Origin of the sequence: Pseudomonas sp. IT-P171, from assembly GCF_949767765.1 — a bacterium.
In the GTDB taxonomy this organism is placed as follows: domain Bacteria; phylum Pseudomonadota; class Gammaproteobacteria; order Pseudomonadales; family Pseudomonadaceae; genus Aquipseudomonas; species Aquipseudomonas fluorescens_B.
This window is the reverse complement of the sequence record NZ_CATKQN010000011.1, coordinates 120,423-143,824: the sequence shown is the minus strand read 5'-3', so window position 1 is coordinate 143,824 and position 23,402 is coordinate 120,423. Positions and strand designations below refer to the sequence as shown.

19 protein-coding genes and 1 tRNA gene are annotated in these 23,402 nt (G+C 60.6%); 14 read left to right on the top strand and 6 right to left on the bottom strand.

Features of this window, described 5'->3' with window-relative positions; translation table 11 throughout:
* Positions 1-3: 3 nt before the first annotated feature.
* The 3 genes from ACM6I5_RS09135 to ACM6I5_RS09125 are packed head-to-tail and all read left to right on the top strand — an operon-like array spanning position 4 to position 3,797.
* A complete protein-coding gene (locus ACM6I5_RS09135) occupies positions 4-303 on the top strand; it encodes a sarcosine oxidase subunit delta (protein ID WP_123722572.1) in 300 nt (99 codons plus the stop codon).
* Complete coding sequence (locus ACM6I5_RS09130) at positions 300-3,197, top strand: 2Fe-2S iron-sulfur cluster-binding protein (protein ID WP_414883642.1); 2,898 nt, start codon at positions 300-302, stop codon at positions 3,195-3,197. The genes ACM6I5_RS09135 and ACM6I5_RS09130 overlap by 4 nt, the downstream gene beginning before the upstream one ends.
* 3 nt (positions 3,198-3,200) lie before the next feature.
* A complete protein-coding gene (locus ACM6I5_RS09125; RefSeq protein WP_414883641.1) occupies positions 3,201-3,797 on the top strand; it encodes a sarcosine oxidase subunit gamma in 597 nt (198 codons plus the stop codon).
* A gap of 182 nt (positions 3,798-3,979) precedes the next feature.
* On the opposite strand, the gene ACM6I5_RS09120 is transcribed toward ACM6I5_RS09125, so the two are convergent.
* From ACM6I5_RS09120 to ACM6I5_RS09095, 6 genes are all read right to left on the bottom strand, one after another.
* Positions 3,980-4,055, bottom strand: a tRNA-Gly gene (locus tag ACM6I5_RS09120).
* Positions 4,056-4,117: 62 nt separating this feature from the next.
* On the bottom strand, positions 4,118-4,678 hold the full coding sequence (pgsA, locus tag ACM6I5_RS09115; RefSeq protein WP_017339130.1) for a CDP-diacylglycerol--glycerol-3-phosphate 3-phosphatidyltransferase: 561 nt from the start codon (positions 4,676-4,678) through the stop codon (positions 4,118-4,120).
* A 32-nt stretch (positions 4,679-4,710) separates the two neighbouring features.
* Positions 4,711-6,534 carry an excinuclease ABC subunit UvrC gene (gene uvrC / locus ACM6I5_RS09110; RefSeq protein WP_017339131.1) on the bottom strand — a complete coding sequence of 608 codons (1,824 nt, stop codon included), beginning with the start codon at positions 6,532-6,534 and terminating at the stop codon, positions 4,711-4,713.
* A 2-nt stretch (positions 6,535-6,536) separates the two neighbouring features.
* On the bottom strand, positions 6,537-7,178 hold the full coding sequence (uvrY, locus tag ACM6I5_RS09105) for a UvrY/SirA/GacA family response regulator transcription factor (RefSeq protein ID WP_008015884.1): 642 nt from the start codon (positions 7,176-7,178) through the stop codon (positions 6,537-6,539).
* Positions 7,179-7,304: 126 nt separating this feature from the next.
* Positions 7,305-7,748: a GNAT family N-acetyltransferase gene (locus ACM6I5_RS09100; protein WP_414883640.1), complete on the bottom strand. Its 444-nt coding sequence runs from the start codon at positions 7,746-7,748 to the stop codon at positions 7,305-7,307.
* Positions 7,748-8,506 (bottom strand): carbon-nitrogen hydrolase family protein, encoded by a 759-nt coding sequence (locus ACM6I5_RS09095; protein ID WP_414883639.1) that lies wholly within the window; start codon positions 8,504-8,506, stop codon positions 7,748-7,750. Before ACM6I5_RS09095 ends, ACM6I5_RS09100 begins: the two co-directional genes overlap by 1 nt.
* A 627-nt stretch (positions 8,507-9,133) precedes the next feature.
* On the opposite strand from ACM6I5_RS09095, the gene ACM6I5_RS09090 reads away from it, so the two are divergent.
* The 11 genes from ACM6I5_RS09090 to ACM6I5_RS09040 all read left to right on the top strand — a co-directional run bounded on the left by ACM6I5_RS09090 (position 9,134) and on the right by ACM6I5_RS09040 (position 23,390).
* Positions 9,134-10,201 carry a 3-deoxy-7-phosphoheptulonate synthase gene (locus ACM6I5_RS09090; protein ID WP_414883638.1) on the top strand — a complete coding sequence of 356 codons (1,068 nt, stop codon included), beginning with the start codon at positions 9,134-9,136 and terminating at the stop codon, positions 10,199-10,201.
* Positions 10,202-10,428: 227 nt separating this feature from the next.
* Positions 10,429-11,310: an esterase/lipase family protein gene (locus tag ACM6I5_RS09085; protein WP_414883637.1), complete on the top strand. Its 882-nt coding sequence runs from the start codon at positions 10,429-10,431 to the stop codon at positions 11,308-11,310.
* A gap of 84 nt (positions 11,311-11,394) precedes the next feature.
* Positions 11,395-11,676, top strand: a complete 282-nt coding sequence (locus tag ACM6I5_RS09080; protein ID WP_017339136.1) for a peptidylprolyl isomerase — start codon at positions 11,395-11,397, stop codon at positions 11,674-11,676.
* A 137-nt stretch (positions 11,677-11,813) separates the two neighbouring features.
* Complete coding sequence (locus ACM6I5_RS09075; RefSeq protein ID WP_414883636.1) at positions 11,814-13,682, top strand: extracellular solute-binding protein; 1,869 nt, start codon at positions 11,814-11,816, stop codon at positions 13,680-13,682.
* Positions 13,682-14,743 (top strand): microcin C ABC transporter permease YejB, encoded by a 1,062-nt coding sequence (locus tag ACM6I5_RS09070; protein ID WP_414883635.1) that lies wholly within the window; start codon positions 13,682-13,684, stop codon positions 14,741-14,743. Before ACM6I5_RS09075 ends, ACM6I5_RS09070 begins: the two co-directional genes overlap by 1 nt.
* The gene (locus tag ACM6I5_RS09065) at positions 14,743-15,765 is read left to right on the top strand and encodes an ABC transporter permease (protein ID WP_414879746.1); all 1,023 of its coding nucleotides are present in this window, start codon (positions 14,743-14,745) and stop codon (positions 15,763-15,765) included. The genes ACM6I5_RS09070 and ACM6I5_RS09065 overlap by 1 nt, the downstream gene beginning before the upstream one ends.
* A 16-nt stretch (positions 15,766-15,781) precedes the next feature.
* Entirely contained in the window at positions 15,782-17,353 is a 1,572-nt protein-coding gene (locus ACM6I5_RS09060) for an ABC transporter ATP-binding protein (protein ID WP_414883634.1), read from the top strand.
* Between the two features lie 45 nt (positions 17,354-17,398).
* Positions 17,399-18,814: a sigma-54 interaction domain-containing protein gene (locus ACM6I5_RS09055; RefSeq protein ID WP_414883633.1), complete on the top strand. Its 1,416-nt coding sequence runs from the start codon at positions 17,399-17,401 to the stop codon at positions 18,812-18,814.
* Between the two features lie 286 nt (positions 18,815-19,100).
* The gene (locus ACM6I5_RS09050) at positions 19,101-20,492 is read left to right on the top strand and encodes a GntP family permease (RefSeq protein WP_414879748.1); all 1,392 of its coding nucleotides are present in this window, start codon (positions 19,101-19,103) and stop codon (positions 20,490-20,492) included.
* Positions 20,493-20,499: 7 nt separating this feature from the next.
* Positions 20,500-21,273, top strand: a complete 774-nt coding sequence (locus ACM6I5_RS09045) for a 3-hydroxybutyrate dehydrogenase (RefSeq protein WP_414883632.1) — start codon at positions 20,500-20,502, stop codon at positions 21,271-21,273.
* A 161-nt stretch (positions 21,274-21,434) separates the two neighbouring features.
* Positions 21,435-23,390: an acetoacetate--CoA ligase gene (locus ACM6I5_RS09040; protein WP_017339144.1), complete on the top strand. Its 1,956-nt coding sequence runs from the start codon at positions 21,435-21,437 to the stop codon at positions 23,388-23,390.
* The last annotated feature ends 12 nt before the right edge of the window (positions 23,391-23,402 follow it).

The following is a 23,402-nucleotide window of genomic DNA, read 5'->3' as shown; positions in this document are numbered from 1 at the left end:
ACGATGAAAATCATGACGTGCCCGCTCAATGGGCCGCGCAATATCAGCGAGTTCACCTATGGTGGTGAATTCAAACCCATGCCCGACCCCGTCACGTGCAGCGACGGCGATTGGGCGGACTACGTGTTCAATACCGACAACCTCGCCGGCGTGGTGCGCGAGTGGTGGATGCACACTCCATCCAGCTACTGGTTTCTGGCGGAGCGGCACACCGTAACCGACGAAATCCTGCGGACCTTCGACCCCAAAGAGCTGTTCACCGCCCGTGTCGACTTTAGCGCCGCCAAGGAGATCGCAGGATGAATCGTCTACCCGCCCCTATGGGCTTGCTGATCGACCGTGATCAACCACTGGACTTCAGCTTCGACGGCCAGCGCTACCAAGGTTTGCAAGGCGACAGCATCGCCAGCGCCCTGTTGGCCAACGGGCGTTTCCTCATCTCCCGTTCGTTCAAATACCATCGCCCCCGCGGCCCGCTGACCATGGCCGGTCAGGACGCCAACAGCCTGGTACAGTTGTCTGAAGAGCCGAACGTGCTGGCCGACGCACACGCGTTGTCCGCCGGTTTGCAGGTGACAGCGCAGAACGTCAACGGCTCGCTGGATAACGACAAGGATGCCTACCTCGGCAAGTTCTCGAAATTCATGCCGGTGGGTTTCTACTACCGCTCGTTCTACAAGCCCAAGGGCATGTGGAAAGTATGGGAACCGATCATTCGCAAGAAGGCCGGCCTCGGCGTGCTCGACCTGAAGTTCCAGCCCGAGTACTACGACAAGGCCTACCTTTTCACCGACCTGGCAGTCATCGGCGCAGGCCCCGCCGGGCTTCATGCGGCGCTGACGGCAGCCGACGCGGGGGCCAAAGTGTTGCTCATCGAGCAACAACCGGTTCTCGGCGGTTCGCTGAACTACGCGCGCTTCGACATCGACGGCAACAAGGCTGAAAACCTGCGCCGCGAACTGCTCGCTGCAGTAGAGCAACACGCCAATATCCAGATCCTGACCGAGGCCACCTGCAACGCCTGGTTTACCGACAATTACCTGCCGGTGATTCAGGGCAAACGCATGTACAAGGTCCGCGCCCGCCAGTGCCTGGTGTGCAGCGGTGCTTTCGATCAGCCGGTGATCTTTCGCAACAACGACCTGCCGGGCGTGATGCTGACCAGCGCCGCGCAACGGCTGATGAAACTGTATGCGGTCAAACCCGGTAACCGCGCCGTGGTGCTGACGGGCAACGATGACGGTTACCTCGCCGCGCTGGATCTGCATGACCAGGGCGTGGAGGTCGTCGCTGTGGTGGACCTGCGCCATGGTCCTTCGGACGAATCCTTGCTGCTCGCACTGGCACAACGCAAGATCTACCATCAGAGCAACAGCACCGTATATGAGGCCCAGCACGAGAAAGGCATGCGCCATATCAACGGCGTCGACGTGCGCAAGATCACCGCACAAGGCCAGGTCGCCGAGAGCGGGCAACACCTGGAGTGCGATTTACTGTGCATGTCCGCCGGCTACATGCCGGTCTATCAACTGCTTTGCCAGGCTGGCGGCAAGCTGGCCTACGACGATCAGCGTGCCGAGTTCACGCTCAGCGGCCTGCCAAAGAATCTGAATGTCGCCGGCTCGGTCAACGGTCGTCACCAGCTGGATAACGTGATTGCCGATGGTGTGAATGCCGGTGCCGAAGCCGCCCTCGCGCTGGGTCTGACAGTCGACACGCAACGCGCGCCATTCAGCGGCGAGGCGCGGGTCAACTTTAATTGGCCAATCTTCCCGCACCCTAAGGGCAAGGACTTCGTCGACTTCGACGAGGATCTGCAAGTGGCCGACATCGTCAACGCCACCCGGATCGGCTATCGCGACGTGCAACTGGTCAAGCGCTACTCCACCGTCGGCATGGGCCCGTCTCAAGGTCGTCACTCGGCGCTGCCGACCGCGCGGTTGGTGGCCTGGGCCACCCAACGCAACATCAGCGAAACTGGCGTGACCACGGCGCGACCACCGTTTGTGGCTGAAAAACTGGCGCATGTCGCCGGTCGCGCGTTCGACCCGTACCGGCAAACGCCAATGCATGCCCGACACCTGCAAGCCGGGGCGAAGATGATGCCCGCCGGAATCTGGCAACGCCCGGCCTACTACGGCAACGCCAAGGATCGCGAACGCTGCATGCAAGCCGAAGCCTTGCACGTGCGGAACAAGGTCGGCCTCATCGACGTCTCGACCCTCGGCGGCCTGGACGTGCGCGGCCCGGACGCCGCCGAACTGCTCAACCGGATGTACACCTTTGCCTTCCTCAAACAGCCGATCGGCCGTTCTCGCTATGCGCTGATGACCAATGAGCATGGGGTGGTGATCGACGATGGGGTCTGCGCGCGGTTTGCCGAAAATCACTTCTACGTCACTGCCACCACCAGCGGCGTCGACCGGATCTATCAGCAGATGCTCAAGTGGAATGCACAGTGGCGCCTGGACGTGGACGTCGCCAACGTCACCGCGGCCATTTGCGCGGTCAACGTCGCGGGGCCGGACTCGCGCAAGGTGCTGGAACAGGTCTGCACCGACCTCGATCTCAGCGCCGAAGCCTTCCCTTACCTGGGCGTCCGTCAAGGCACCGTGGCCGGCATCAAGGCCCGGTTGTTGCGAGTCGGTTTTGTTGGCGAGCTGGGCTATGAAATTCACGTACCCGCGCGTCACGGGCTCAAGCTCTGGGACGCACTGATTGAGGCCGGCAAAGCACATGACATCCGCCCCTTCGGCGTCGAAACCCAGCGCCTGCTGCGCCTGGAAAAAGGCCACGTGATCATCAGCCAGGACACCGACGGAATGACTCACCCGGCGGAAATCGACATGGGCTGGGCGATCAGCCGCACTAAGCCGTTCTTCGTCGGCCGCCGTTCGGTGGACATCCTCGAAGCCCAGCCACTGAAACGCAAACTGGTGGGTTTCAGCCTGCCCAAAGGCAGCCTGCAACCGCTGGAAGGCCATCTGGTCCTTAACGGCCCGGACATCAGCGGCAACGTCACATCCTGCGAGTATTCCGCCTCCCTGGGCAAGATCATCGGCCTGGCCTACGCCGGCATCGACCAGAGCACGCCTGGGCAACAAATTCCGATCCGCGTCGAAGGCGGCATCGTGGTCCAGGCCGAGGTGGTGCAGTTGCCCTTCTTCGATCCCGACAACCAACGCCAGGAGCTTTGAGTCATGACCAGTCTGAAAGAACAACACAGCATCGCCCGGCAAGCCCTGGCACCGCTGCCGGGGTGCCGCCTGGCGGACCTGACCGACCTGCCGCGGGTCGGTTTTCGCGGCGCCTACAGTGCCGAGTACCTGCGCAGTCGCGGCTTCGCCCTGCCAGATGCGCCCAACCGTGCGGTGATTCAAGCCGATGGCAGTCAGGTGGCGCGGCTGTCGCAGACCGAGTACCTACTGCTGGGCAGTCCAGAGGATCAGGGCCAACGAATGGCGGATGAAGAGGCCCGCTGGGAACTCGACCATCAAGCCAACTATCTGCTGCCTCGTCAGGACAGCCATGCCTGTTTTCAGCTGATGGGGAATCATCTGAGCGACGTATTGGCCAAGCTCTGCGGGGTTGATCTGAGCCCGCAGGCGTTCGGCTCGGGAGCGGTGGCCCAGACGTCGGCGGCACGCATCAACGTGATCGTCATCAATTCAGGCACCGTGCAGCAGGCGAGCTTGCACATCCTCTGTGACCGGGCGTCGCAGGAGTATTTTCGGGAGGCGTTGGAGGATGCAATGCAGGAGTATTCAGGTCTGGCTACGGCTGTGACAGCGCGCTGATTCTGCCGCCCTACTGATCGTGTATGTTGAGACGAAATCGATGTACGTTTTAACGTACAAAAAAAGTGGTCAGCAAAACTCGCTGGAACGAAAAAAGAGGCCGAAGCCTCTCTTTTCAACGCTGAACGTAAATACCACGCACAAAAAAACGCCACTCATTGAGTGGCGCTTTTTGTGAATCTTGGAGCGGGAAACGAGACTCGAACTCGCGACCCCGACCTTGGCAAGGTCGTGCTCTACCAACTGAGCTATTCCCGCGTCTTGGTGAGGCGCATTCTATAGAATCCAGAGGCCCCGTCAACCCTTTGATTCAAAAAAGTTTATTTCTTTTCCACGTCGGTCTTCAGATGCGGCCAGGCAGCCCGCAAATATTGAACCATGGACCACAGCGTCAGGCCCGCAGAGATCAGCAGCAAGGCGTAACCCACCAGAACCCAGAACGTGAAATCCGACGGATTGGCCAGCAGGATCACCAGCGCCAGCATTTGCGCAGCGGTTTTCCATTTGCCCAGGTTCGACACCGCGACGTGAGCACGAGCACCGAGCTCGGCCATCCACTCCCGCAGCGCCGAGACGACAATTTCTCGACCGATGATCACGGCGGCCGGCAGCGTAAGCCACAGGTTACCGTGTTCCTGCACCAGCAACACCAGCGCCACGGCGACCATCAGTTTGTCGGCCACCGGATCGAGGAAAGCCCCGAACGGCGTGCTTTGCTCCAGACGTCGAGCCAGATAACCGTCCAGCCAGTCCGTGGCGGCGGCAAACGCAAAGACCGAAGCGGACGCCAGGTAGCTCCATTGGTAAGGCAGGTAAAACAGTAAAATGAAGATCGGGATAAGCAGGACGCGTAGAACGGTAATCAGATTAGGGATATTCATCGGCACAACTGGCTACGAGGTGAGGTGGCATTCTACTCGCTGTGCAGATTTGCATAAATCAACTCTGCGAGCTTTTTACTGATCCCGGGGGCTTTGGCGATCTCGTCGATGCTGGCACGAGACAGCTCCTGCAATCCACCAAAATGTTTCAACAAATCGCGCCGGCGTGTTGGTCCAACGCCTGCAACGCCCTCCAGTGTAGACGTGCGACGCGTTTTGCCACGACGGGCACGGTGCCCGGTGATTGCGAATCGGTGGGCTTCGTCACGGATCTGCTGGATCAAATGCAACGCCGGGGAATCACCACGCAAGGTAAATTCGTGGGCGGCGTCGTTGAGGTACAGGGTTTCGAAACCGGCCTTGCGCGTCGCTCCCTTGGCCACGCCCAGCAAAATCAGGTCGGGCACCGCCAGCTCATTGAGCACATCGCGCGCCATGGACAACTGCCCCTTGCCGCCGTCCACCAGCAGAATGTCCGGCAGCTTGCCCTCCCCGTCCTTCAGCTTGCTGAAACGTCGGGTCAGGGCCTGGTGCATCGCGGCATAGTCATCGCCCGGCGTGACGCCTTCGATGTTGTAGCGCCGGTAGTCGGACTTGATCGGGCCTTCGGGACCGAACACCACACAGGACGCCACGGTCGCTTCGCCGCTGGAGTGACTGATGTCATAACACTCCAGGCGCTGCGGTGGCTCATCCAGTTTCAGCACGTCGGCGAGCGCATCGAAACGCGCGGCGACGTGTTGGCGGTTGGCCAGGCGCGCGCCCAGTGCCTGCTCGGCGTTGGTCACGGCCAATTGCTGCCAGCGGGCCCGCGTCCCGCGAACCCTGTGGCTGATGGTCAGTTCGCGACCACGCAACTCCTCAATGGCCGCGATCAGCGTCGGAAAATCTTCGTGAACCACGTTGACGATCAGCTCGCTCGGCAAATCCCGTTCAGGGCTGCTGACGAAGTACTGACCGAGAAACGCGGCCATGACTTCGGAAACGTCTTCTTCAATACCCACTTGCGGGAAAAAGTTCTTGCTCCCCAGCACCCGGCCGCCGCGCACACTGATCAGATGAACACAGGCACCGCCCGGGTTGACGAATGCGGCGATCACGTCGACGTCACCCGTCCCGCCTTCCATGCTCTGTTGATCCTGGACCCGGCGCAGTAACGAGATCTGGTCGCGCAATTCGGCGGCACGCTCGAACTCGAGGTTGATCGCTGCCTCTTCCATGCCGGCGGATAACTCGTCGGTCAGCGCGTTGCTGCGCCCCTCGAGGAACATCACCGAGTGCCGCACATCTTCGGCGTACACCTCGGGCTCCACCAGGCCGACACAGGGCGCCTTGCAGCGTTTGATCTGATATTGCAGGCACGGCCGCGTGCGGTTCTTGTAATAGCTGTCTTCGCACTGGCGCACGAAAAAGGTCTTTTGCAGCAGGCTCAGGCTTTCGCGAATCGCACCGGCGCTGGGATAGGGACCGAAATACTTGCCCTTGGCCTTCTTCGCACCGCGATGAATACTCAGGCGTGGAAACTGGCCATCAGAGAGAAACACGTACGGGTAGGATTTGTCATCGCGCAGCAGGATGTTGTAGGGCGGGCGCCATTCCTTGATCAGCGTCTGCTCGAGCAGCAAGGCTTCGGTTTCGTTGGCCGTGATCGTCGTTTCGACCTGGGCAATACGTGCCACGAGTGCAGCGGTCTTCGGAGCGAGCCCGGACTTGCGGAAGTAACTCGACAGGCGACTCTTGAGGTTCTTGGCCTTGCCGACATAGAGCAGGCGCGCGTCGCTGTCGAACATGCGGTAGACGCCGGGGCGTCCACTGACCGTCGACAGGAAAGCACTTGGATCAAAGGTGTCAGTCATTATCAGAGGCTGGCATCAACCATGCCGTGACGAACCGCCAACAGCGTCAACTCGACATCGCTGCTGATCGAAAGCTTTTCGAAAATTCGGTAACGGTAGGTGTTCACGGTTTTGGGCGACAGGCACAACTTGTCGGAAATGATCTGCACCTTCTGGCAGCCGACAATCATCAGTGCGATCTGGATTTCCCGTTCCGACAAGGCGTCGAACGGCGAATCGTTGGTCGGCTGAAAGGATTTGATCGCCAGTTGCTGGGCAATTTGCGGGCTGATGTAGCGTTGCCCCGCAAACACCAGGCGGATGGCCTGGACCATTTCCGGCAACCCGGCACCTTTGGTCAGGTAACCTGCGGCTCCCGCCTGCAACAACCGTGTAGGAAACGGATCTTCCTCACACACGGTGACCGCAACCACCTTGATATCCGGATGACTGCGCAACAATTTGCGGGTGGCCTCAAGACCGCCGATACCGGGCATCTTGACGTCCATCAGCACCACATCGGGTTTCAACTCACGCGCCTTGAGCAGGGATTCTTCGCCTGACTCGGCCTGGCCGACCACTTGCAGGCCATCGATGTCAGCCAGCATTCGTGTAATGCCTGTACGAACGAGATCATGGTCATCGACTACTAGCACCCTAATCAAGCAGACACCTCGCGATATGGTCTTATTGAGTTGCCGACACCTTAGCAAAAAGCGACTGGCAGACCTAGCGGCAAGCGTCATATAAAAAGTTTCAATTCATCTTGAAAGGCTTGTCTTATGCGTGTTTCAGCGATACGAGGCATCGACATCGCGCTGCATTCTCAGGAAACACTCGTCTTTACCGACCACTGTCAGGCCCTTTCGCTCGTACAACACTTTTGCCGGATTATTTTCAAAAACCGTCAAGCGCAATGCCGGTCGCCGCTCCTTGCACGCCATTGCCAATACCTGATCGATCGCCCAGGAACCGGCACCCTGCCCCCGGTAGCCTTCGAGCACGTGCAATTCGCGGATGTACAAGGCCCTTGCGTCTCGGCTCAGGCTCACATACCCCAGCCGCACATCATCGCGCACGATAAGCCAGTTTTCCCGTCCCGCCCAGGCCACATCAAAGGCCTCGTCCTGCCACAGCAGATCGTGCTGAATGTAGTAGCGGAGCATGGTTGTACAGGTCAGCTCACGAGCAAAGTCGAGATCCTGCGCCGCCGCCGGACGTAAATCGAACCCCATCAGGCCTCCGCGACGGCGACGACGCGCCCCGCCCAGCCGTCAGCCTTGCGTTGAGCAACGACCAGCAGATCGCCGGTGCCGGGTGCGACGGCAATCAGCGAACCGTCCGACGCCCAGATGGCGCTGCGTCCTGCCGACTCCCAGCCCCCCGTCGCACCGCCATGGTTGGCCATCAGCACTACCATCGAGTGCGTGACGGCATAACCCTGCAGCAACGCAGTATCGGGGGCGTAACCGTTTTCGGTAATCAGCACGCCCGCGGCATACACGTCGGCGCCCTGCTGAGCCGCTGCGGCCGCATGGCTGGCGTGGGAAAAATCGGCGCACACCGCCAGAGCGACCGTATCGCCACCGATGGTCAGGGTCGAACCGCCGTAGCCCGGTGCAAACGCTACTTCCTCGCCGGGATGCAGATGCTGCTTGCTGTAGACCCCGAGCGAGCCATCGGCGCCGAAGATCAGCGCGCCGATCAACACTGGCGAATTCTCCGACAGACGAATAGGCATCCCGACCACGGTCGTTACGCCAGTTTCCAGCGCAAAATCCCGCAGCGGTTTCAGCACAGCGTCCTCCGGCGCAATGGCCAGCTCAGCGGCCAGCCCGCGCTCGTACCCGGTCAGCGACAGTTCCGGAAACACCAGCAACTGCACACCCTGCTCCGCCGCCACCTGCATGAAACGTTGATGCCAGGCGATATTGGCGGCCAGATTTCCCGCGATAGAGATCGATTGAGCGGCGGCGATGGTCAGCGTCGTCATGGTTCGTCCTTACGGCGTGGTGCATTTGTTTAAATGGCGAGTGTGTCACAACCCCCGACGCACTCAAGCAATAGAAAACGCCGCGACTGATCGATAGCAATTTGTGATTGAATCCGTGTACCGGCCTCTAGTAAGCTCGGCGCATCCATCGGAGACAGACCATGTTCAACACCCTCTCACAGCTTCGTTCCGCCAGCGCCCCGCGCTCGGTTGCGGCTGCCCGGGTGAACGTCGTTTGCGCTCCGGTCAGCTTTTATTTTGGGTATTGGTTTAGCCACTGGCGCGCCTGATACCCACACGGCGCCCATTTTAAACGGGTCGCCACCAGAGAATTCTCAACCCCCGGTCGGCCTCCCGACCGGGGGTTTTGTTTTTTCAGCCCCAGACACTTTTCAGCAATAACCAGACAACTCGAGGATTCACGACATGAACTACGCCACTTATTACCGTTACGACAGTTTTACCGCCTGGCGATTTAGCAGCCTCCGCTCGGGACAGCCTGCCGCCTCCGATCGGTCACCCACAGGTGGCAAGCACACACACGCAGCCAATCCGGCCAATTGTCGAACACCCCAGTAGGGCCGAGCGTGCGGGAACAAACCCGCCGCCCGCCCAGGAAGCCTGAATATGAACTCGTCCGTCTCTGCTCTGCCGCTGTCTACCCTGAGCCCTGCCAATGAAGCGCTGACCCTGCGTCTGCCAAGCTCATTGCAACTCAAACAGCAACTGCCCCTCAGCAACGCCATGACTCGCCAAGTCGCCGCCCACCGCGACGCGGTCCGCGCGATCCTCAACGGTGAAGATTCCCGTTTGCTGGTCATCGTCGGCCCTTGCTCGATTCACGATCCCCGCTCCGCCCTCGAATACGCGAGCAACCTCGCCCGCCTCGCCACCGAAGTCAGCGACAAGATGCTGCTGGTGATGCGCGCCTACGTCGAAAAACCACGAACCACGGTTGGCTGGAAAGGCCTGGCCTACGACCCGCACCTGGATGGCAGCGATGACATGGCCGGCGGCCTGACCCTGTCCCGCGAGCTGATGCGCGAAATACTCCAGCTGGGTTTACCGGTCGCCACCGAACTGTTGCAGCCGATGGCCGCCGGTTACTTCGACGACCTGCTCAGCTGGGTGGCCATTGGCGCTCGCACCACCGAGTCGCAGATCCACCGGGAAATGGCCAGTGGCCTGAGCATGCCGGTCGGCTTCAAGAACGGCACCGATGGCGGCGTCGGCGTTGCCAGCGACGCCATGCGCTCGGCAGCCCATCCGCATCGGCATTTCGGTGTCGACAGTCAGGGGCATCCGGCGATCATTCAGACCCCGGGCAATCCTGATACGCACCTGGTACTGCGCGGCGGCCATCGCGGCCCGAACTACGACCGCGACAGCGTCGCCCAAGTGAACAGCGACTTGGCCAAACTGAAGATCCCGGCACGGATCATGGTCGACTGCAGCCACGCCAACAGCGGCAAAGACCCGCTGCGTCAACCGGCGGTGTTCAACGATGTGCTTGAGCAGCGTTTGCAGGGTGATCGGTCGTTGATCGGGATGATGATCGAGAGTCATTTGTTCGAGGGGTGCCAGCCGTTGAGCCCGACGCTGCGGTATGGCGTTTCGGTAACGGATGGTTGTCTGGGATGGGACGGGACGGAAGCGTTGTTGCGGTCGGCGGCGGAACGGTTGCGAGCGGTATGACAGGCAAATGACATGTCGGAGGTAGGGCATTGCAGAACTCTGCGCTACCTCCGGTTAAAGGACGTCCGGGCATTCCGAAAAAAGCCTCCTGCTGATTCGAGTATTCCTACCTTACCTATTCCGTTTTTCACCCCTTCACCGCGGCATTTTCAGACATCGCGCGAACGCCCGAGTGTTTTAGAGTGAGGCCCGAGCACTTCCTCGAACTCCCGCGAAAAGGTACGAACATGCAACGGAATGCAAGCACTCTCTATCCCATCCTGCTGGTTCACGGCCTGTTCGGTTTCGACCGGATCGGCCGGTTCGAACTCTTCCAGGACATCAGGCAAGCACTGCGCAGTGACGGCGCGAGGGTATTCATACCTCACCTGTCGGCTACCCATACCAACGAAGCACGTGGCGAACAGCTTCTGGCACAGATCGAACGCGTGCTGGAAGGTACCGGTGCAGAAAAGGTCAACCTGATCGGGCACAGCCAGGGGGCACTGGCCGCACGTTATGCCGCAGCGATAGCGCCGCAAATCGTAGCGTCGGTGACGTCGGTCAGCGGACCGAACCACGGCTCGGAACTGGCGGACTTCCTGCGCAAGGCACTGACGCCCGGACGCCTCCCGGAACGCGCTGCCGAAGCGGTCGCCACCTTGTTCGCCGATTTCCTGTCGTTGCTGAGTGGCAACCCGCAGCTGCCGCAGAACGCTATCGCCGCGTTGAATGCGCTGACCACTGAAGGTGTCTACGGGTTTAATGAGAAATACCCCCAGGGTTTGCCCAAAAACTGGGGCGGCAAGGGTCGGGAACAGGTCAACGGGGTTCGCTACTATTCCTGGAGCGGCACGTTGCAAGGGACCGCTCTCGATGAAGGGCTCGATGCACTCGATCCGCTGAACGGGTTCGCAAGGGCGTTTTCTCGCTATTTCACCACCGAAGCCGACCAGAACGACGGCATGGTCGGACGCTTCAGCTCTCATTTGGGCAAAGTGATCCGTTCCGACTACCCGCTCGACCATCTGGACAGCATCAACCAGACAGCCGGTCGGGTACGCAAGGGCATCAACCCCATTGATTTGTATGTGCAGCACGCCGAACGCCTGCGAAAGGCTGGCCTTTAGGCATTGGAAGGAACTTTGAGAAGAAATGGGCCACTGAATCCGGTAGGCTCCGCAGTTTATTGAACATTGAAAGGAGTATTTCCCATGGCTAAAGCCACTGCCCGTCACATCCTGGTTTCCAGCGAAGACAAGTGCAACGAACTCAAAGCCCAAATCGAAGCGGGTGCCGATTTCGCCGAAATTGCCAAAGCCAATTCCACCTGCCCGTCCAGCCGCCAAGGCGGTGACCTGGGCTCGTTCGGTCCAGGCCAGATGGTCAAGGAATTCGACACCGTGGTCTTCAGTGCACCGATCAACGTGGTGCAAGGTCCGGTCAAGACTCAGTTTGGTTACCACTTGCTGGAAGTGACCAGCCGCCAGGACTGATCCAATCGCCAAGTTCTACGCACAACGGCCCGCCTTTTTGGTGGGCCGTCGTGTTTCGTATGCGTGATACGGCTGGCGAGGGACGCGCCGCTAGCGTACAAATTGCGGTTATCGACCACCCGGCTCTAAGGCTGACAATGCGACTGGCTTTCCCTACTTTGTTGTTCACTGCCGTGGCCCTGCTGCTGGGCGCCGCCGGTGTGAACGCCGCCCCCCAACATGCGCTGACCGTCTACGGCGAACCGGCGAAGTACCCTGCCGGCTTCAGTCATTTTGCCTACACCAATCCGCAGGCCCCCAAGGGGGGGACGATGCGGCGCTCGGCGATCGAGATCGGGCATTTCGATCATGTCCTGCCTTATATAGACAAAGGCATCGGCGTGACGCAGATCGACGGCTTGATCTATTCGCCCCTGGCCCAGCGCTCGCTGGACGAGCCTTACACCGTTTATGGCCTGGTGGCGCAGAAGATGGAGCGTTCGGATGACGGGTTGTCCCTGCGCTTCTACCTCAACCCCAAGGCCCGCTTCGCCGATGGCAAGCCAATCACCGCCGAGGACGTGCGCTACACCTTCGACCTGCTGATGACCCAGGGCAGTCTGCGGTATCGCACGCAATTCGCCGACGTCAAAGGCGTCGAAGTGGAATCGCCGAGCACCGTTCGGTTCGACTTCAAGAGCAACGAAAACCGCACCCTGCCCCTCGACATCGCGACCTTGCCGGTGTTTCCCGAGCATTGGTGGAAAACCCGTGATTTCGCCAGCGGCGGTGGTTACGAGCCACCACTGGGCAGCGGTCCGTACAAGGTGAGCAAGGTCGACTCCGGGCGCAGTATCACCTTCGAGCGCAATCCCGACTGGTGGGGCAAGGACCTGCCGGTCAGCCGCGGCCTCTACAATTTCGACCGTTTCAGCATCGAGTACTTCGGCGATACCGACGTGGCGCGCCAAGTGTTGCGCGGCGGCGCCTATGACTACAACCGTGAATTCTCCGCCACCGGTTACTCCATCGGCTACGACAGCCCGGCGCTCAGTGACGGGCGCCTGCAAAAGGCGCATCTGGCGCAAAACGCACCGCAATCGGCGCAAGGCTTCGTGTTCAACCTGCAAAATCCGCTGTTTCAGGATCGCCGTGTACGTCAGGCACTGGCGATGCTCTGGGATTTTGAATGGAGCAACCGGCAGATGATGCGCGACCTCTATATCCGCCAGCAGAGCTTTTTCTCCAATACCGAACTCGCCGCCCGCAGCCTGCCGGATGCCGCGGAGCTGGCGATTCTTGAACCCTTGCGCGGACAGATTCCCGACGAAGTGTTCACCAAAGTCTTCGAAGCACCGAAAACCGACGGCAGCGGCGTGATCCGCGACAAACAACTGCAAGCGCTGGACTTGCTGGAGCAGGCCGGGTGGAAACCCGATGGCGACCAACTGGTGAATGCCGAAGGCAAACCGCTGAGCTTTACTTTCCTGGTCAGCCAGAACGGCTTGGACCGTTTGCTGCTGCCGTACAAGCGCACGCTGAAGCAGATCGGTATCGACCTGAACATCCGCCGCATCGACTCGTCCCAGTACGTCAATCGGCTGATGTCCCGGGACTACGACATGATCGTCACCGGCTATCCGGTCACCACCTCGCCGGGCAACGAACTGAACAACTATTTTGGCTCCGCGGCGGCCAATGATCCGGGCTCCAACAATTACATGGTGTTGAAAAACCCGGCGGTCGATACGCTGGTCAACGGCCTGGTTCGTGCCACCACCCAGGCCGACATGTTGCGCTACGCCCATGCACTCGACCGGGTGCTGCAATGGAACTACTACTGGATTCCCAACTACTATCCGCCGGGCAGTTCGACCGTGTGGTGGAACCGCTTCGGGATTCCCAGCGTGCAGGCCGCCAATGACGAAGCCATCGAGAGTTGGTGGGAAGTGAGCACCACGCCGCTGACCAACCAACAGATGACCGCCGAGCTGATCAAGCGCGGCAAACCCGGAGGGCCGCACTGATGTGGGCTTACATTCTGCGGCGTTTGCTGCTGATCATTCCGACGCTGGTGATCATCCTGCTGGTCAACTTCGTCATCGTTCAGGCTGCGCCGGGCGGTCCGGTGGAACAGGCGATCGCACACCTGCAAGGCATCGGCGGCGCCAGTGTCGGCGGTGGTTCCAGCGAAGTCATGAGCGTCAGTTCGCGGGCCAGCCGCGGCCTGGATCCGCAACTGATCAAGGAAATAGAAAAACAGTACGGCTTCGACAAGCCGGCCCCGGAACGCCTTTGGCTGATGCTCAAAAGCTATGCGCAACTGGATTTCGGCAAAAGCTTCTTCCGCGGCGCCACGGTCACCGACCTGATCCTGGAAAAAATGCCGGTGACCATTTCCCTCGGGCTGTGGGCCACGCTGATCACTTACCTGGTGTCGATTCCGCTGGGCATCCGCAAAGCCGTGCATCACGGCAGCCACTTCGATATCTGGAGCAGCACCGCGATCATCATCGGCTATGCGATGCCGGCGTTCCTGTTTGCGATGTTCTTGATCGTGGTGTTCGCCGGCGGCACGTCGCTGAACTGGTTTCCGGTGCGCGGCCTGGTCTCGGACAACTTCGAGTCGCTGTCCACGGTGGGCAAGATCGCCGACTATTTCTGGCACCTGGTGTTGCCGGTGACGGCGCTCGTGATCGGCGGGTTCGCCACGCTGACGATCCTGACCAAAAACTCCTTCCTCAATGAAATCACCCGCCAATACGTCGTTACCGCCCGCGCCAAAGGCATGAGCGAACGGCGCGTGCTGTATGGCCATGTGTTCCGCAATGCGATGCTGTTGGTGGTGTCGGGCATTCCCCAGGCGTTCATCAGTGTGTTCTTCGCCGGTTCGCTGCTGATCGAAGTGATCTTTTCCCTCGATGGCCTGGGCCGCATGAGTTACGAAGCCGCGGTGTCCCGGGATTATCCGGTGGTATTCGGTTCGCTGTTCATCTTCACACTGTTCGGCCTGCTGATAAAACTGGTCGGTGACCTCTGCTACACCCTGGTCGACCCGCGTATCGACTTCGCCGCGAGGAATGCCTGATGTTCAAGCTTTCGCCGCTGGCGCGTCGCCGTTTCGAACGTTTCAAGAAAAACCGTCGTGGCTGGTGGTCGTTGTGGCTGTTCATCGGCCTGTTCCTCTTGAGCCTGGGCGGCGAGCTGATCGCCAATGACAAACCACTGGTGGTCAGTTATCAGGGTTCGTTGTACTTCCCGGTTTTCAAGCGCTACACCGAGCAGGAATTCGGCGGGCAACTGCCGTTCCAGGCGGACTATCGCAGCGACTATGTGCAGAAGCTGATCAAAAAGGATGGCGGCTGGCTGTTGTTTCCGCCGATCCCGTTCAGCGACGACACACCTAACTATGACTTGAACAAACCGGCGCCGAGCCCGCCCTCGAGCGTCAATTGGCTGGGCACCGACGACCAGGCGCGCGACGTGCTGGCCCGGGTGATTTTCGGCGCGCGGGTGTCGATTCTGTTTGCGTTGATGCTGACGTTTGTCAGCGCGCTGATCGGCATCGCCGCCGGCGCGTTGCAGGGTTATTACGGCGGCTGGGTCGACCTGATCGGTCAGCGCTTGCAGGAAGTCTGGTCGGGGTTGCCGGTGCTGTACCTGCTGATCATCCTGTCAGGGTTCGTCGAGCCGAATTTCTGGTGGCTGCTGGGGATCATGGCGCTGTTTTCCTGGCTGGCGCTGGTGGACGTGGTGCGCGCCGAGTTCCTGCGCGGACGCAACCTGGAATATGTCAAAGCCGCCCGCGCACTGGGCCTGACCGACCGCAAAGTCATCGTGCGGCACATTCTGCCCAATGCGATGAACGCAACCCTGAGTTACCTGCCGTTCATTCTGACCGGAGCGATTTCGACGCTCACCGCGCTGGATTTCCTCGGTTTCGGCATGCCGGCCGGCAGTGCATCGCTGGGCGAACTGATCGGTCAGGGCAAACAGAATCTGCAAGCGCCGTGGCTGGGGTTGACGGCGTTTTTCACCCTGGCGTTGATTCTTTCGTTACTGGTGTTTATCGGCGAGGCGTTGCGAGACGCCTTTGATCCTCGGTCTTGAACAAGCGGATGTTGATATGAGTAACCTGATCGAAATCCGCAACCTCAGCGTGGCCTTCAGCGGCCAGACCGTGGTGCGCAATCTGTGCCTGGACATCCGCCCCGGCGAATGCCTGGCACTGGTCGGTGAGTCGGGGTCCGGCAAATCGGTGACCGCGCACTCGATCCTGCAATTGCTGCCCGAGACCGGCACCGAATCCAGCGGCAGCATCCGCTATCGCGGCAAGGAATTGCTCGGCGCCTCCTCCAAAGTGCTGCGGGAGTTGCGCGGCAACCGCATCGCGATGATTTTCCAGGAGCCGATGACCTCGCTCAACCCGCTGCACAGCATTGAGAAGCAGATCGGCGAAACGTTGCTGTTGCACAAAGGCATGACTGGCAAACCCGCGCAGGCACGGATTCTTGAGTTGCTGCACCTGGTGGGCATCCAGAAACCCAAGGAACGGCTCAAGGCGTACCCGCATCAACTGTCCGGCGGCCAGCGGCAACGGGTGATGATCGCCATGGCCCTGGCCTGCGAACCGGAGTTGCTGATCGCCGACGAGCCCACCACGGCGCTGGACGTAACGGTGCAGCGCAAGATCCTGCTGCTGCTCAAATCCCTGCAACAGCGACTCGGCATGTCGCTGCTGCTGATCAGCCACGACCTCAATCTGGTGCGTAGCATCGCCCAGCGCGTGTGCGTGATGAAGGCTGGGGAAATCGTCGAGCAGGCGCCGTGCGAGGCGCTGTTCACCGAGCCGAAGCATCCGTACAGCTGCGTCTTGCTGAATGCCGAACCGGAAGGTGAAGCGCTGGCCAGGGACACGCGCGAAAACGTACTGGAAGTGGACAATCTTTCCGTGCGCTTCGCCCTCAGTGGCGGACTGTTCCAGCGCAAAACGTATTTGCATGCGGTGGATGGCATCAGCCTGAATGTCCAGCGTGGCAAGACACTGGGCATTGTCGGTGAATCCGGTTCCGGCAAGTCCACCCTGGGGCAGGCGATCCTGCGCCTGCTCGACTCCGAAGGCAGCATTCGCTTTCAGGGTGAAGCGCTGGACGGTCTGACGCAAAAGCAGCTGCGGCCGTGGCGCAAAAAAATGCAGGTGGTGTTCCAGGACCCTTTCGGCAGCCTCAGCCCACGGATGTCCGTGGCGCAGATCATCAGCGAAGGCCTTGAGGTTCACAGCCAGTTGACGGCGGACGAATGCAAGGCCGAGGTGATTCGTGCACTGCAGGAAGTGGGCCTCGACCCGCAGAGTCGCCATCGCTACCCTCACGAATTTTCCGGCGGTCAGCGCCAGCGCATCGCCATTGCCCGGGCGCTGGTGCTGAAACCGGCGCTGATCCTGCTCGACGAACCGACCTCGGCGCTGGACCGCACGGTGCAAAAACAGGTGGTTGCCCTCCTTCGCCAGCTTCAGGAAAAACACGGGCTGACCTATCTGTTCATCAGCCACGACCTGGCGGTCGTCCGCGCCCTCGCCCATGACATGATCGTGATCAAGGACGGCAAGGTGGTGGAAAGCGGCGCCAGCCACGACGTGTTCGAATCACCGCAGCATCCGTACACCAAAGAGCTGTTGGCGGCGGCGCATCCGCGGTAGGCATAATCCAGTGCCTGGCTTTGTACACAATCAGGATCAGCCCACATGAACACCACCGAAAGCCTGAAGGACTACCAGCGCGTTCGCCTGTTGGCGATCCGTTCGTTGTTCGAGATCATCGAGCAGTCGAGTGAAGGCACGGTGATCGTCGATCGCGACGCCAACATCGTCTGGATGAACGAACGCTATGCCAGGCGCTTCGGTCTGGCGTCGGCTGAAGTGGCCATCGGCAAGGCTTGCGAAAGCGTGATCCCCGGCAGCCTGCTGCGCGAGGTAGTGCGCACTGGTCGGCCGATTCTGCTCGACATGCAGGACACCCCCAAGGAACCGCTGGTGGTCATGCGCCTGCCGATTCACGACGATGCCGGCGTGGTGATCGGTGCGATTGGTTTTGCGCTGTTCGACGAGTTGCGCAGCCTCTCGCCAATGCTCAAGCGCTACATGAGCATGCAGGAAGAACTGGCCTCCACCCGTTCGCTGCTGCGGGCACGGCAGACCAAGTACAACTTCGCCCATTTCATCGGTACCAGTGCGGCCAGCCTCGAAGTCAAACGCCGCGCCCGGCGCAGTGCCAGCGCCGATTCGCCGGTGCTGCTGCTCGGCGAAACCGGCACCGGCAAAGAGCTGTTGGCGCAGGCTATTCACGGGGCGTCACCACGTTCCCATAAAGCCTTCGTCAGCATCAACAGCGCAGCGATTCCCGAGTCGTTGCTGGAAGCCGAATTCTTCGGCACCGCCCCCGGCGCGTTCACCGGTGCAGACCGCAAGGGCCGTGCCGGCAAGCTGCAGATTGCCCAGGGCGGGACGCTGTTCCTCGATGAGATCGGCGACATGCCGCTGCCCCTGCAAAGCAAACTGCTGCGGGTGTTGCAGGAAAAAGAATTCGAACCGGTGGGCTCCAACGAAGTGATTCAGAGCGATGTGCGGGTGATCGCGGCGACCTCGACCGACCTTGAAGCGGCGATCAAACGCGGCGAGTTTCGTGCCGATCTGTATTACCGCCTCAACGTGCTGCCGATCCAGGTACCACCGTTGCGAGATCGCCTCGATGATTTACCGGCCCTGAGTGAAGCGATTCTCGAGGAGCTGCGCAGTCAGCATGAACTGAACCGCGAAGCGCTGGAGCTACTGGGACAACACGCCTGGCCGGGGAATATTCGCGAACTGCGCAACGTACTGGAACGGGCGGCGTTGCTCAGTGACGACCTGTTGCTGAATGTGCAGGATATTCGTGCAGCGATTGGTACGTTTACGCCAGTCGAACGCACCGCGCCCTTAATGATTGAATCGGTTGCCCATGAGACCTTCAGCGAGGCTCGGGAGCGGTTTGACCGGCAATTGATTGAATCTGCCCTGGCGCAATGCGGGGGGAAGGTGATTGAGGCGGCGGCTCGGTTGGGGCTTGGGCGGTCGACGTTGTACAAGAAGATGGTGGCGCTGGGGATTGCTGAGTCTCTATAACGAGACATAAATCTCCATTGTTAGACAGACCATCAAGGGCAAGCCCACGACCCCCAGGGATCGCATGCTTCGAGAAAAACCTGCTCAACCTGTGGCAGCGGGCTTGCCCGCGATCAGGCCTGCAGCATTAAAAAAGTCTCAAATCAGAGACAAAAAACTGAATTTCGCTCTTCCGCAGATAAAATATCCTTATATTTCAATACGTTGCTCCTGTGGCACGAAACTCGCTATAGCCCCTCCCGCACACAGCTTCACCACACAAAAATAACAATCCAGGAGACACACCATGAGTGTGATCATTGCCTTGGCAGCCCTTGCGCTGCTGATGCTCGCGGCCTACCGTGGCTACAGCGTTATCCTTTTTGCCCCGATTGCCGCCCTCGGCGCCGTTCTGCTCACCGACCCTTCCGCCGTCGCCCCTGCCTTTACCGGGGTGTTCATGGAAAAAATGGTCGGCTTCATCAAACTGTATTTCCCGGTATTCCTGCTCGGCGCGGTGTTCGGCAAGCTGATTGAGTTGTCGGGTTTCTCGCGCTCCATTGTTGCGGCGGCGATTCGTCTGCTCGGCACCCGCCAGGCGATGCTGGTGATCGTCCTGGTCTGCGCCCTGCTGACTTACGGCGGCGTGTCGCTGTTCGTGGTGGTGTTTGCGGTCTACCCGTTCGCGGCCGAAATGTTCCGCCAGAGCAATATCCCTAAACGCCTGATTCCGGCGACCATCGCCCTCGGCGCGTTTTCGTTCACCATGGACGCCCTGCCCGGCACCCCGCAGATCCAGAACATCATTCCCAGCACCTTCTTCAACACCACCGCCTGGGCCGCGCCGTGGCTGGGTTTGATCGGCTCGATCTTCGTGGTCTGCGCCGGCATGCTGTTTCTGCAGCGCCAGCGCAACAAGGCTCAGGCCGCCGGTGAGGGCTATGGCACTGAACTGCGTAACGAGCCGGAAACCGCTGCCGACATCAAACTGCCCAATCCGTGGATTGCACTGTCGCCGTTGCTGGCCGTCGGCATCATGAACCTGTTGTTCACCCAGTGGATTCCCCAGTGGTACGGCAAGACCCACAGCCTCGCACTGCCGGGCATGGCGGCGCCGGTGACCACTGAAATCGCCAAGCTCACGGCGATCTGGGCGGTTCAGGCCGCGTTGCTGGTCGGCATCATCATGGTGCTGGTGTTCGGCTTCCAGGCGATTCGCGGCAAGTTGGCCGAAGGCAGTCGAAGTGCGGTCGGGGGTTCGTTGCTGGCGGCAATGAACACTGCCTCGGAATACGGCTTCGGTGCGGTGATCGCTTCCTTGCCAGGCTTCCTGGTACTGGCCGACTGGCTCAAGAGCATTCCCAACCCGCTGGTCAACGAGGCGGTTACCGTAACCCTGCTGGCCGGCATCACCGGTTCGGCGTCGGGCGGCATGAGCATTGCGCTGGCAGCCATGGCCAATGACTTCATCGCCGCCGCCCATGCGGCCAACATTCCGCTGGAAGTGATGCACCGGGTTGCCGCGATGGCGAGCGGCGGCATGGACACCCTGCCGCACAACGGCGCGGTGATCACCTTGCTGGCGGTGACGGGCCTGACCCACCGCGAAGCCTACAAAGACATTTTCTGTATTACGCTGATCAAGACCCTGGCGGTCTTTGTGGTGATCGGTACTTTCTACGCCACTGGCATTGTGTGAGGTATTCATGACGACTCTTACGGGCAAGACTGCACTGGTCACCGGCTCCACCAGCGGCATCGGCCTGGGCATCGCCCTCAGCCTGGCCAAGGCTGGCGCCAACCTGATCCTCAACGGTTTCGGCGATGCCTCCAAGGTGATTGCCGAGGTTGGACAGTTCGGTGGCAAGGTCGGCCATCACCCCGCCGATGTCAGCGACCCGGCGCAGATTGCCGACATGATCGCCTACGCCGAGCGCGAGTTCGGTAGCGTGGACATTCTGGTGAACAATGCCGGCATCCAGCATGTGGCACCAGTGGAAGACTTTCCCGTGGAGCGCTGGGATTCGATCATTGCGATCAACCTGTCGTCGGTGTTCCACAGCACCCGTTTGAGCCTGCCGGGCATGCGCCAGAAAGGCTGGGGCCGGGTCATCAACATCGCCTCGGTGCATGGCCAGGTCGGGTCGGTGGGCAAGGCCGCTTACGTCGCAGCCAAGCACGGGGTAATCGGCTTGACCAAGGTGGTCGGCCTGGAAACCGCCACGACCAATGTCACCTGCAACGCGATTTGCCCAGGCTGGGTGTTGACGCCGCTGGTGCAGAAGCAGATCGATGACCGCATCGCGACCGGGATTGATCCGCAGCAGGCGCAGCATGATTTGCTGGCCGAGAAGCAGCCGTCGCTGGAGTTCGTCACGCCGCCGCAACTGGGTGAGCTGGTGTTGTTCCTGTGCAGCGAGGCCGGCAGTCAGGTGCGGGGCGCGGCGTGGAATATTGATGGGGGGTGGTTGGCGCAGTGATGGACCGCTAACCCCTGTGGCGAGGGAGCTTGCTCCCGCTCGGCTGCGCAGCAGTCGCAAATTGGCTGATCCGACCATTTTTGCGGCGGCTTCGCCACCCAGCGGGAGCAAGCTCCCTCGCCAAAGAAGACTGTGTGCACACATAGAAGAAGAGGCAAACCATGTCCGACATTCTCTGGCAACCCGACGCCAAGCGCGTCGCCAAAACCCGCATGGAGGCCTTCCGGCGCTTCATCAATCAACGTCACCACCTCGACATCGCCGACTACGCCGATCTGCATCAATGGTCCATCGAGCAGCGGGTCGACTTCTGGCAAGCCATCGTCGATTTCTTTGATATCCGCTTCCACGATCAACCCGACGCGGTGTTGATCGAAGGCGATCATATGCCCAGCGCCCAATGGTTCCCAGGCGCCACCCTGAATTTCGCCGAACACCTGCTGCGCCGTCGCGACGATGCCGTGGCCGTTATCGCCATCGCCGAAAACGGCCAGCGTGAACAGCTGACTTGGGCCGAACTGGCCGAGCATGTCGCCGGCTTTCAAAACAGTCTGATCGCCGCCGGTGTCGGCCTCGGCGATCGCGTCGCCGCGTGCATGCCCAATACCTGGCAAACCCTGGTGGCCATGCTCGCGACCACCAGTCTCGGGGCGATCTGGTCCTGTTCCTCACCGGACTTCGGCACCCAAGGCGTGATCGACCGCTTCGGCCAGATCGAACCGAAGGTGCTGATCACCTGCGCCGGTTACCGTTATGCCGGCAAAGACATCGACCAGCGCACCAAGGTCAACGAAATCCTCGAACGCCTGCCGTCGCTGCAACAATTGATCGTCGTGCCTTACGCTCGACCACAGGCACGTACCGCAGACTTCTGCACCCACGCCGACGTGGCACTCTGGGATGAATTCTACGAACCCGGTGGCGAGCCGGATTTTGTCGCCGTGCCCTTCGCACACCCGCTGTACATCCTCTATTCCAGCGGCACCACCGGCGTGCCCAAATGCATCATTCACAGCACCGGCGGCGTACTGCTGCAACACGTCAAGGAACACGGCCTGCATTGCGATCTCGGCCCCGGCGACCGTTTGTTTTACTACACGACGTGCGGCTGGATGATGTGGAACTGGCTGGTCTCGGCCCTGGCCGTGGACAGCGCCGTGGTGCTGTACGACGGCTCACCGTTTCATCCCGGCCCCGAGCGTTTGATCGACCTGATCGACGACGAGCGAATCAGTGTGTTCGGCACCAGCCCCAAATACCTCGCGACACTGGAAAGCACCGGGGTGAAACCTCGGCAAAGTCATGATCTTGGTAGCCTGAAAACCCTGCTGTGCACCGGCTCTGCGCTATCGCCGCAGAGTTACGACTATGTTTACCGCGACTTCAAGGCTGACCTGTGCCTGGCGTCGATGTCCGGCGGCACCGACATCGTTTCGTGCTTCGTGAACGGCAATCCGTGGCTGCCGGTGCGTCGCGGTGAAATCCAGGGCAAGAGCCTGGGCATGGCCGTCGAGGTCTGGAATGACGCCGGCGCTCCCGTAATGGGTGAAAAAGGTGAGCTGGTCTGCACCCGGCACTTTCCGGCGATGCCCATCGGCCTGTGGAACGACCCGACCGGCGAAAAGCTCCGCGCGTCCTACTTCAGCCAGTTTCCGGGCGTCTGGGCCCAGGGCGATTACGCCGAACAATTGACTCACGGCGCAATGATGATTCACGGCCGCTCGGACGCCGTACTCAACCCCGGCGGCGTGCGCATCGGCACAGCGGAAATCTACCGTCAGGTAGAGAAAGTCCCGCAGGTGATCGACAGCGTGGCCATCGGCCAGCAGTGGCAGGATGACGTGCGGGTGGTGCTGTTCGTGCGTTTGCGCGATGGCGTCGAACTCGACGAGCCCCTGCAACAGCAGATTCGCCAGGTCATTCGCGCCAACACCACGCCACGGCATGTGCCGGCGAAAATCGTCGCGGTAACGGACATTCCACGCACCATCAGCGGCAAAGTGGTCGAGCTGGCGGTGCGGAATGTGGTGCATGGCCAGCCGGTGAAAAACACCGATGCGCTGGCCAATCCAGAGGCCCTGGAACAGTTCCGCGACCGCCCCGAGCTCAAGGACTGAACAACGTCTCTG

Excerpts from the sequence above, each read along its gene's own strand:
- ACM6I5_RS09135 (WP_123722572.1), top strand. The coding sequence starts at position 4 with ATGAAAATCATGACGTGCCCGCTCAATGGGCCGCGCAATATCAGCGAG.
- ACM6I5_RS09130 (WP_414883642.1), top strand. The coding sequence starts at position 300 with ATGAATCGTCTACCCGCCCCTATGGGCTTGCTGATCGACCGTGATCAA.
- ACM6I5_RS09125 (WP_414883641.1), top strand. The coding sequence starts at position 3,201 with ATGACCAGTCTGAAAGAACAACACAGCATCGCCCGGCAAGCCCTGGCA.
- pgsA (WP_017339130.1), bottom strand. The coding sequence starts at position 4,678 with ATGAATATCCCTAATCTGATTACCGTTCTACGCGTCCTGCTTATCCCG.
- uvrC (WP_017339131.1), bottom strand. The coding sequence starts at position 6,534 with ATGACTGACACCTTTGATCCAAGTGCTTTCCTGTCGACGGTCAGTGGA.
- ACM6I5_RS09100 (WP_414883640.1), bottom strand. The coding sequence starts at position 7,748 with ATGGGGTTCGATTTACGTCCGGCGGCGGCGCAGGATCTCGACTTTGCT.
- ACM6I5_RS09095 (WP_414883639.1), bottom strand. The coding sequence starts at position 8,506 with ATGACGACGCTGACCATCGCCGCCGCTCAATCGATCTCTATCGCGGGA.
- ACM6I5_RS09090 (WP_414883638.1), top strand. The coding sequence starts at position 9,134 with ATGAACTCGTCCGTCTCTGCTCTGCCGCTGTCTACCCTGAGCCCTGCC.
- ACM6I5_RS09085 (WP_414883637.1), top strand. The coding sequence starts at position 10,429 with ATGCAACGGAATGCAAGCACTCTCTATCCCATCCTGCTGGTTCACGGC.
- ACM6I5_RS09080 (WP_017339136.1), top strand. The coding sequence starts at position 11,395 with ATGGCTAAAGCCACTGCCCGTCACATCCTGGTTTCCAGCGAAGACAAG.
- ACM6I5_RS09075 (WP_414883636.1), top strand. The coding sequence starts at position 11,814 with ATGCGACTGGCTTTCCCTACTTTGTTGTTCACTGCCGTGGCCCTGCTG.
- ACM6I5_RS09070 (WP_414883635.1), top strand. The coding sequence starts at position 13,682 with ATGTGGGCTTACATTCTGCGGCGTTTGCTGCTGATCATTCCGACGCTG.
- ACM6I5_RS09065 (WP_414879746.1), top strand. The coding sequence starts at position 14,743 with ATGTTCAAGCTTTCGCCGCTGGCGCGTCGCCGTTTCGAACGTTTCAAG.
- ACM6I5_RS09060 (WP_414883634.1), top strand. The coding sequence starts at position 15,782 with ATGAGTAACCTGATCGAAATCCGCAACCTCAGCGTGGCCTTCAGCGGC.
- ACM6I5_RS09055 (WP_414883633.1), top strand. The coding sequence starts at position 17,399 with ATGAACACCACCGAAAGCCTGAAGGACTACCAGCGCGTTCGCCTGTTG.
- ACM6I5_RS09050 (WP_414879748.1), top strand. The coding sequence starts at position 19,101 with ATGAGTGTGATCATTGCCTTGGCAGCCCTTGCGCTGCTGATGCTCGCG.
- ACM6I5_RS09045 (WP_414883632.1), top strand. The coding sequence starts at position 20,500 with ATGACGACTCTTACGGGCAAGACTGCACTGGTCACCGGCTCCACCAGC.
- ACM6I5_RS09040 (WP_017339144.1), top strand. The coding sequence starts at position 21,435 with ATGTCCGACATTCTCTGGCAACCCGACGCCAAGCGCGTCGCCAAAACC.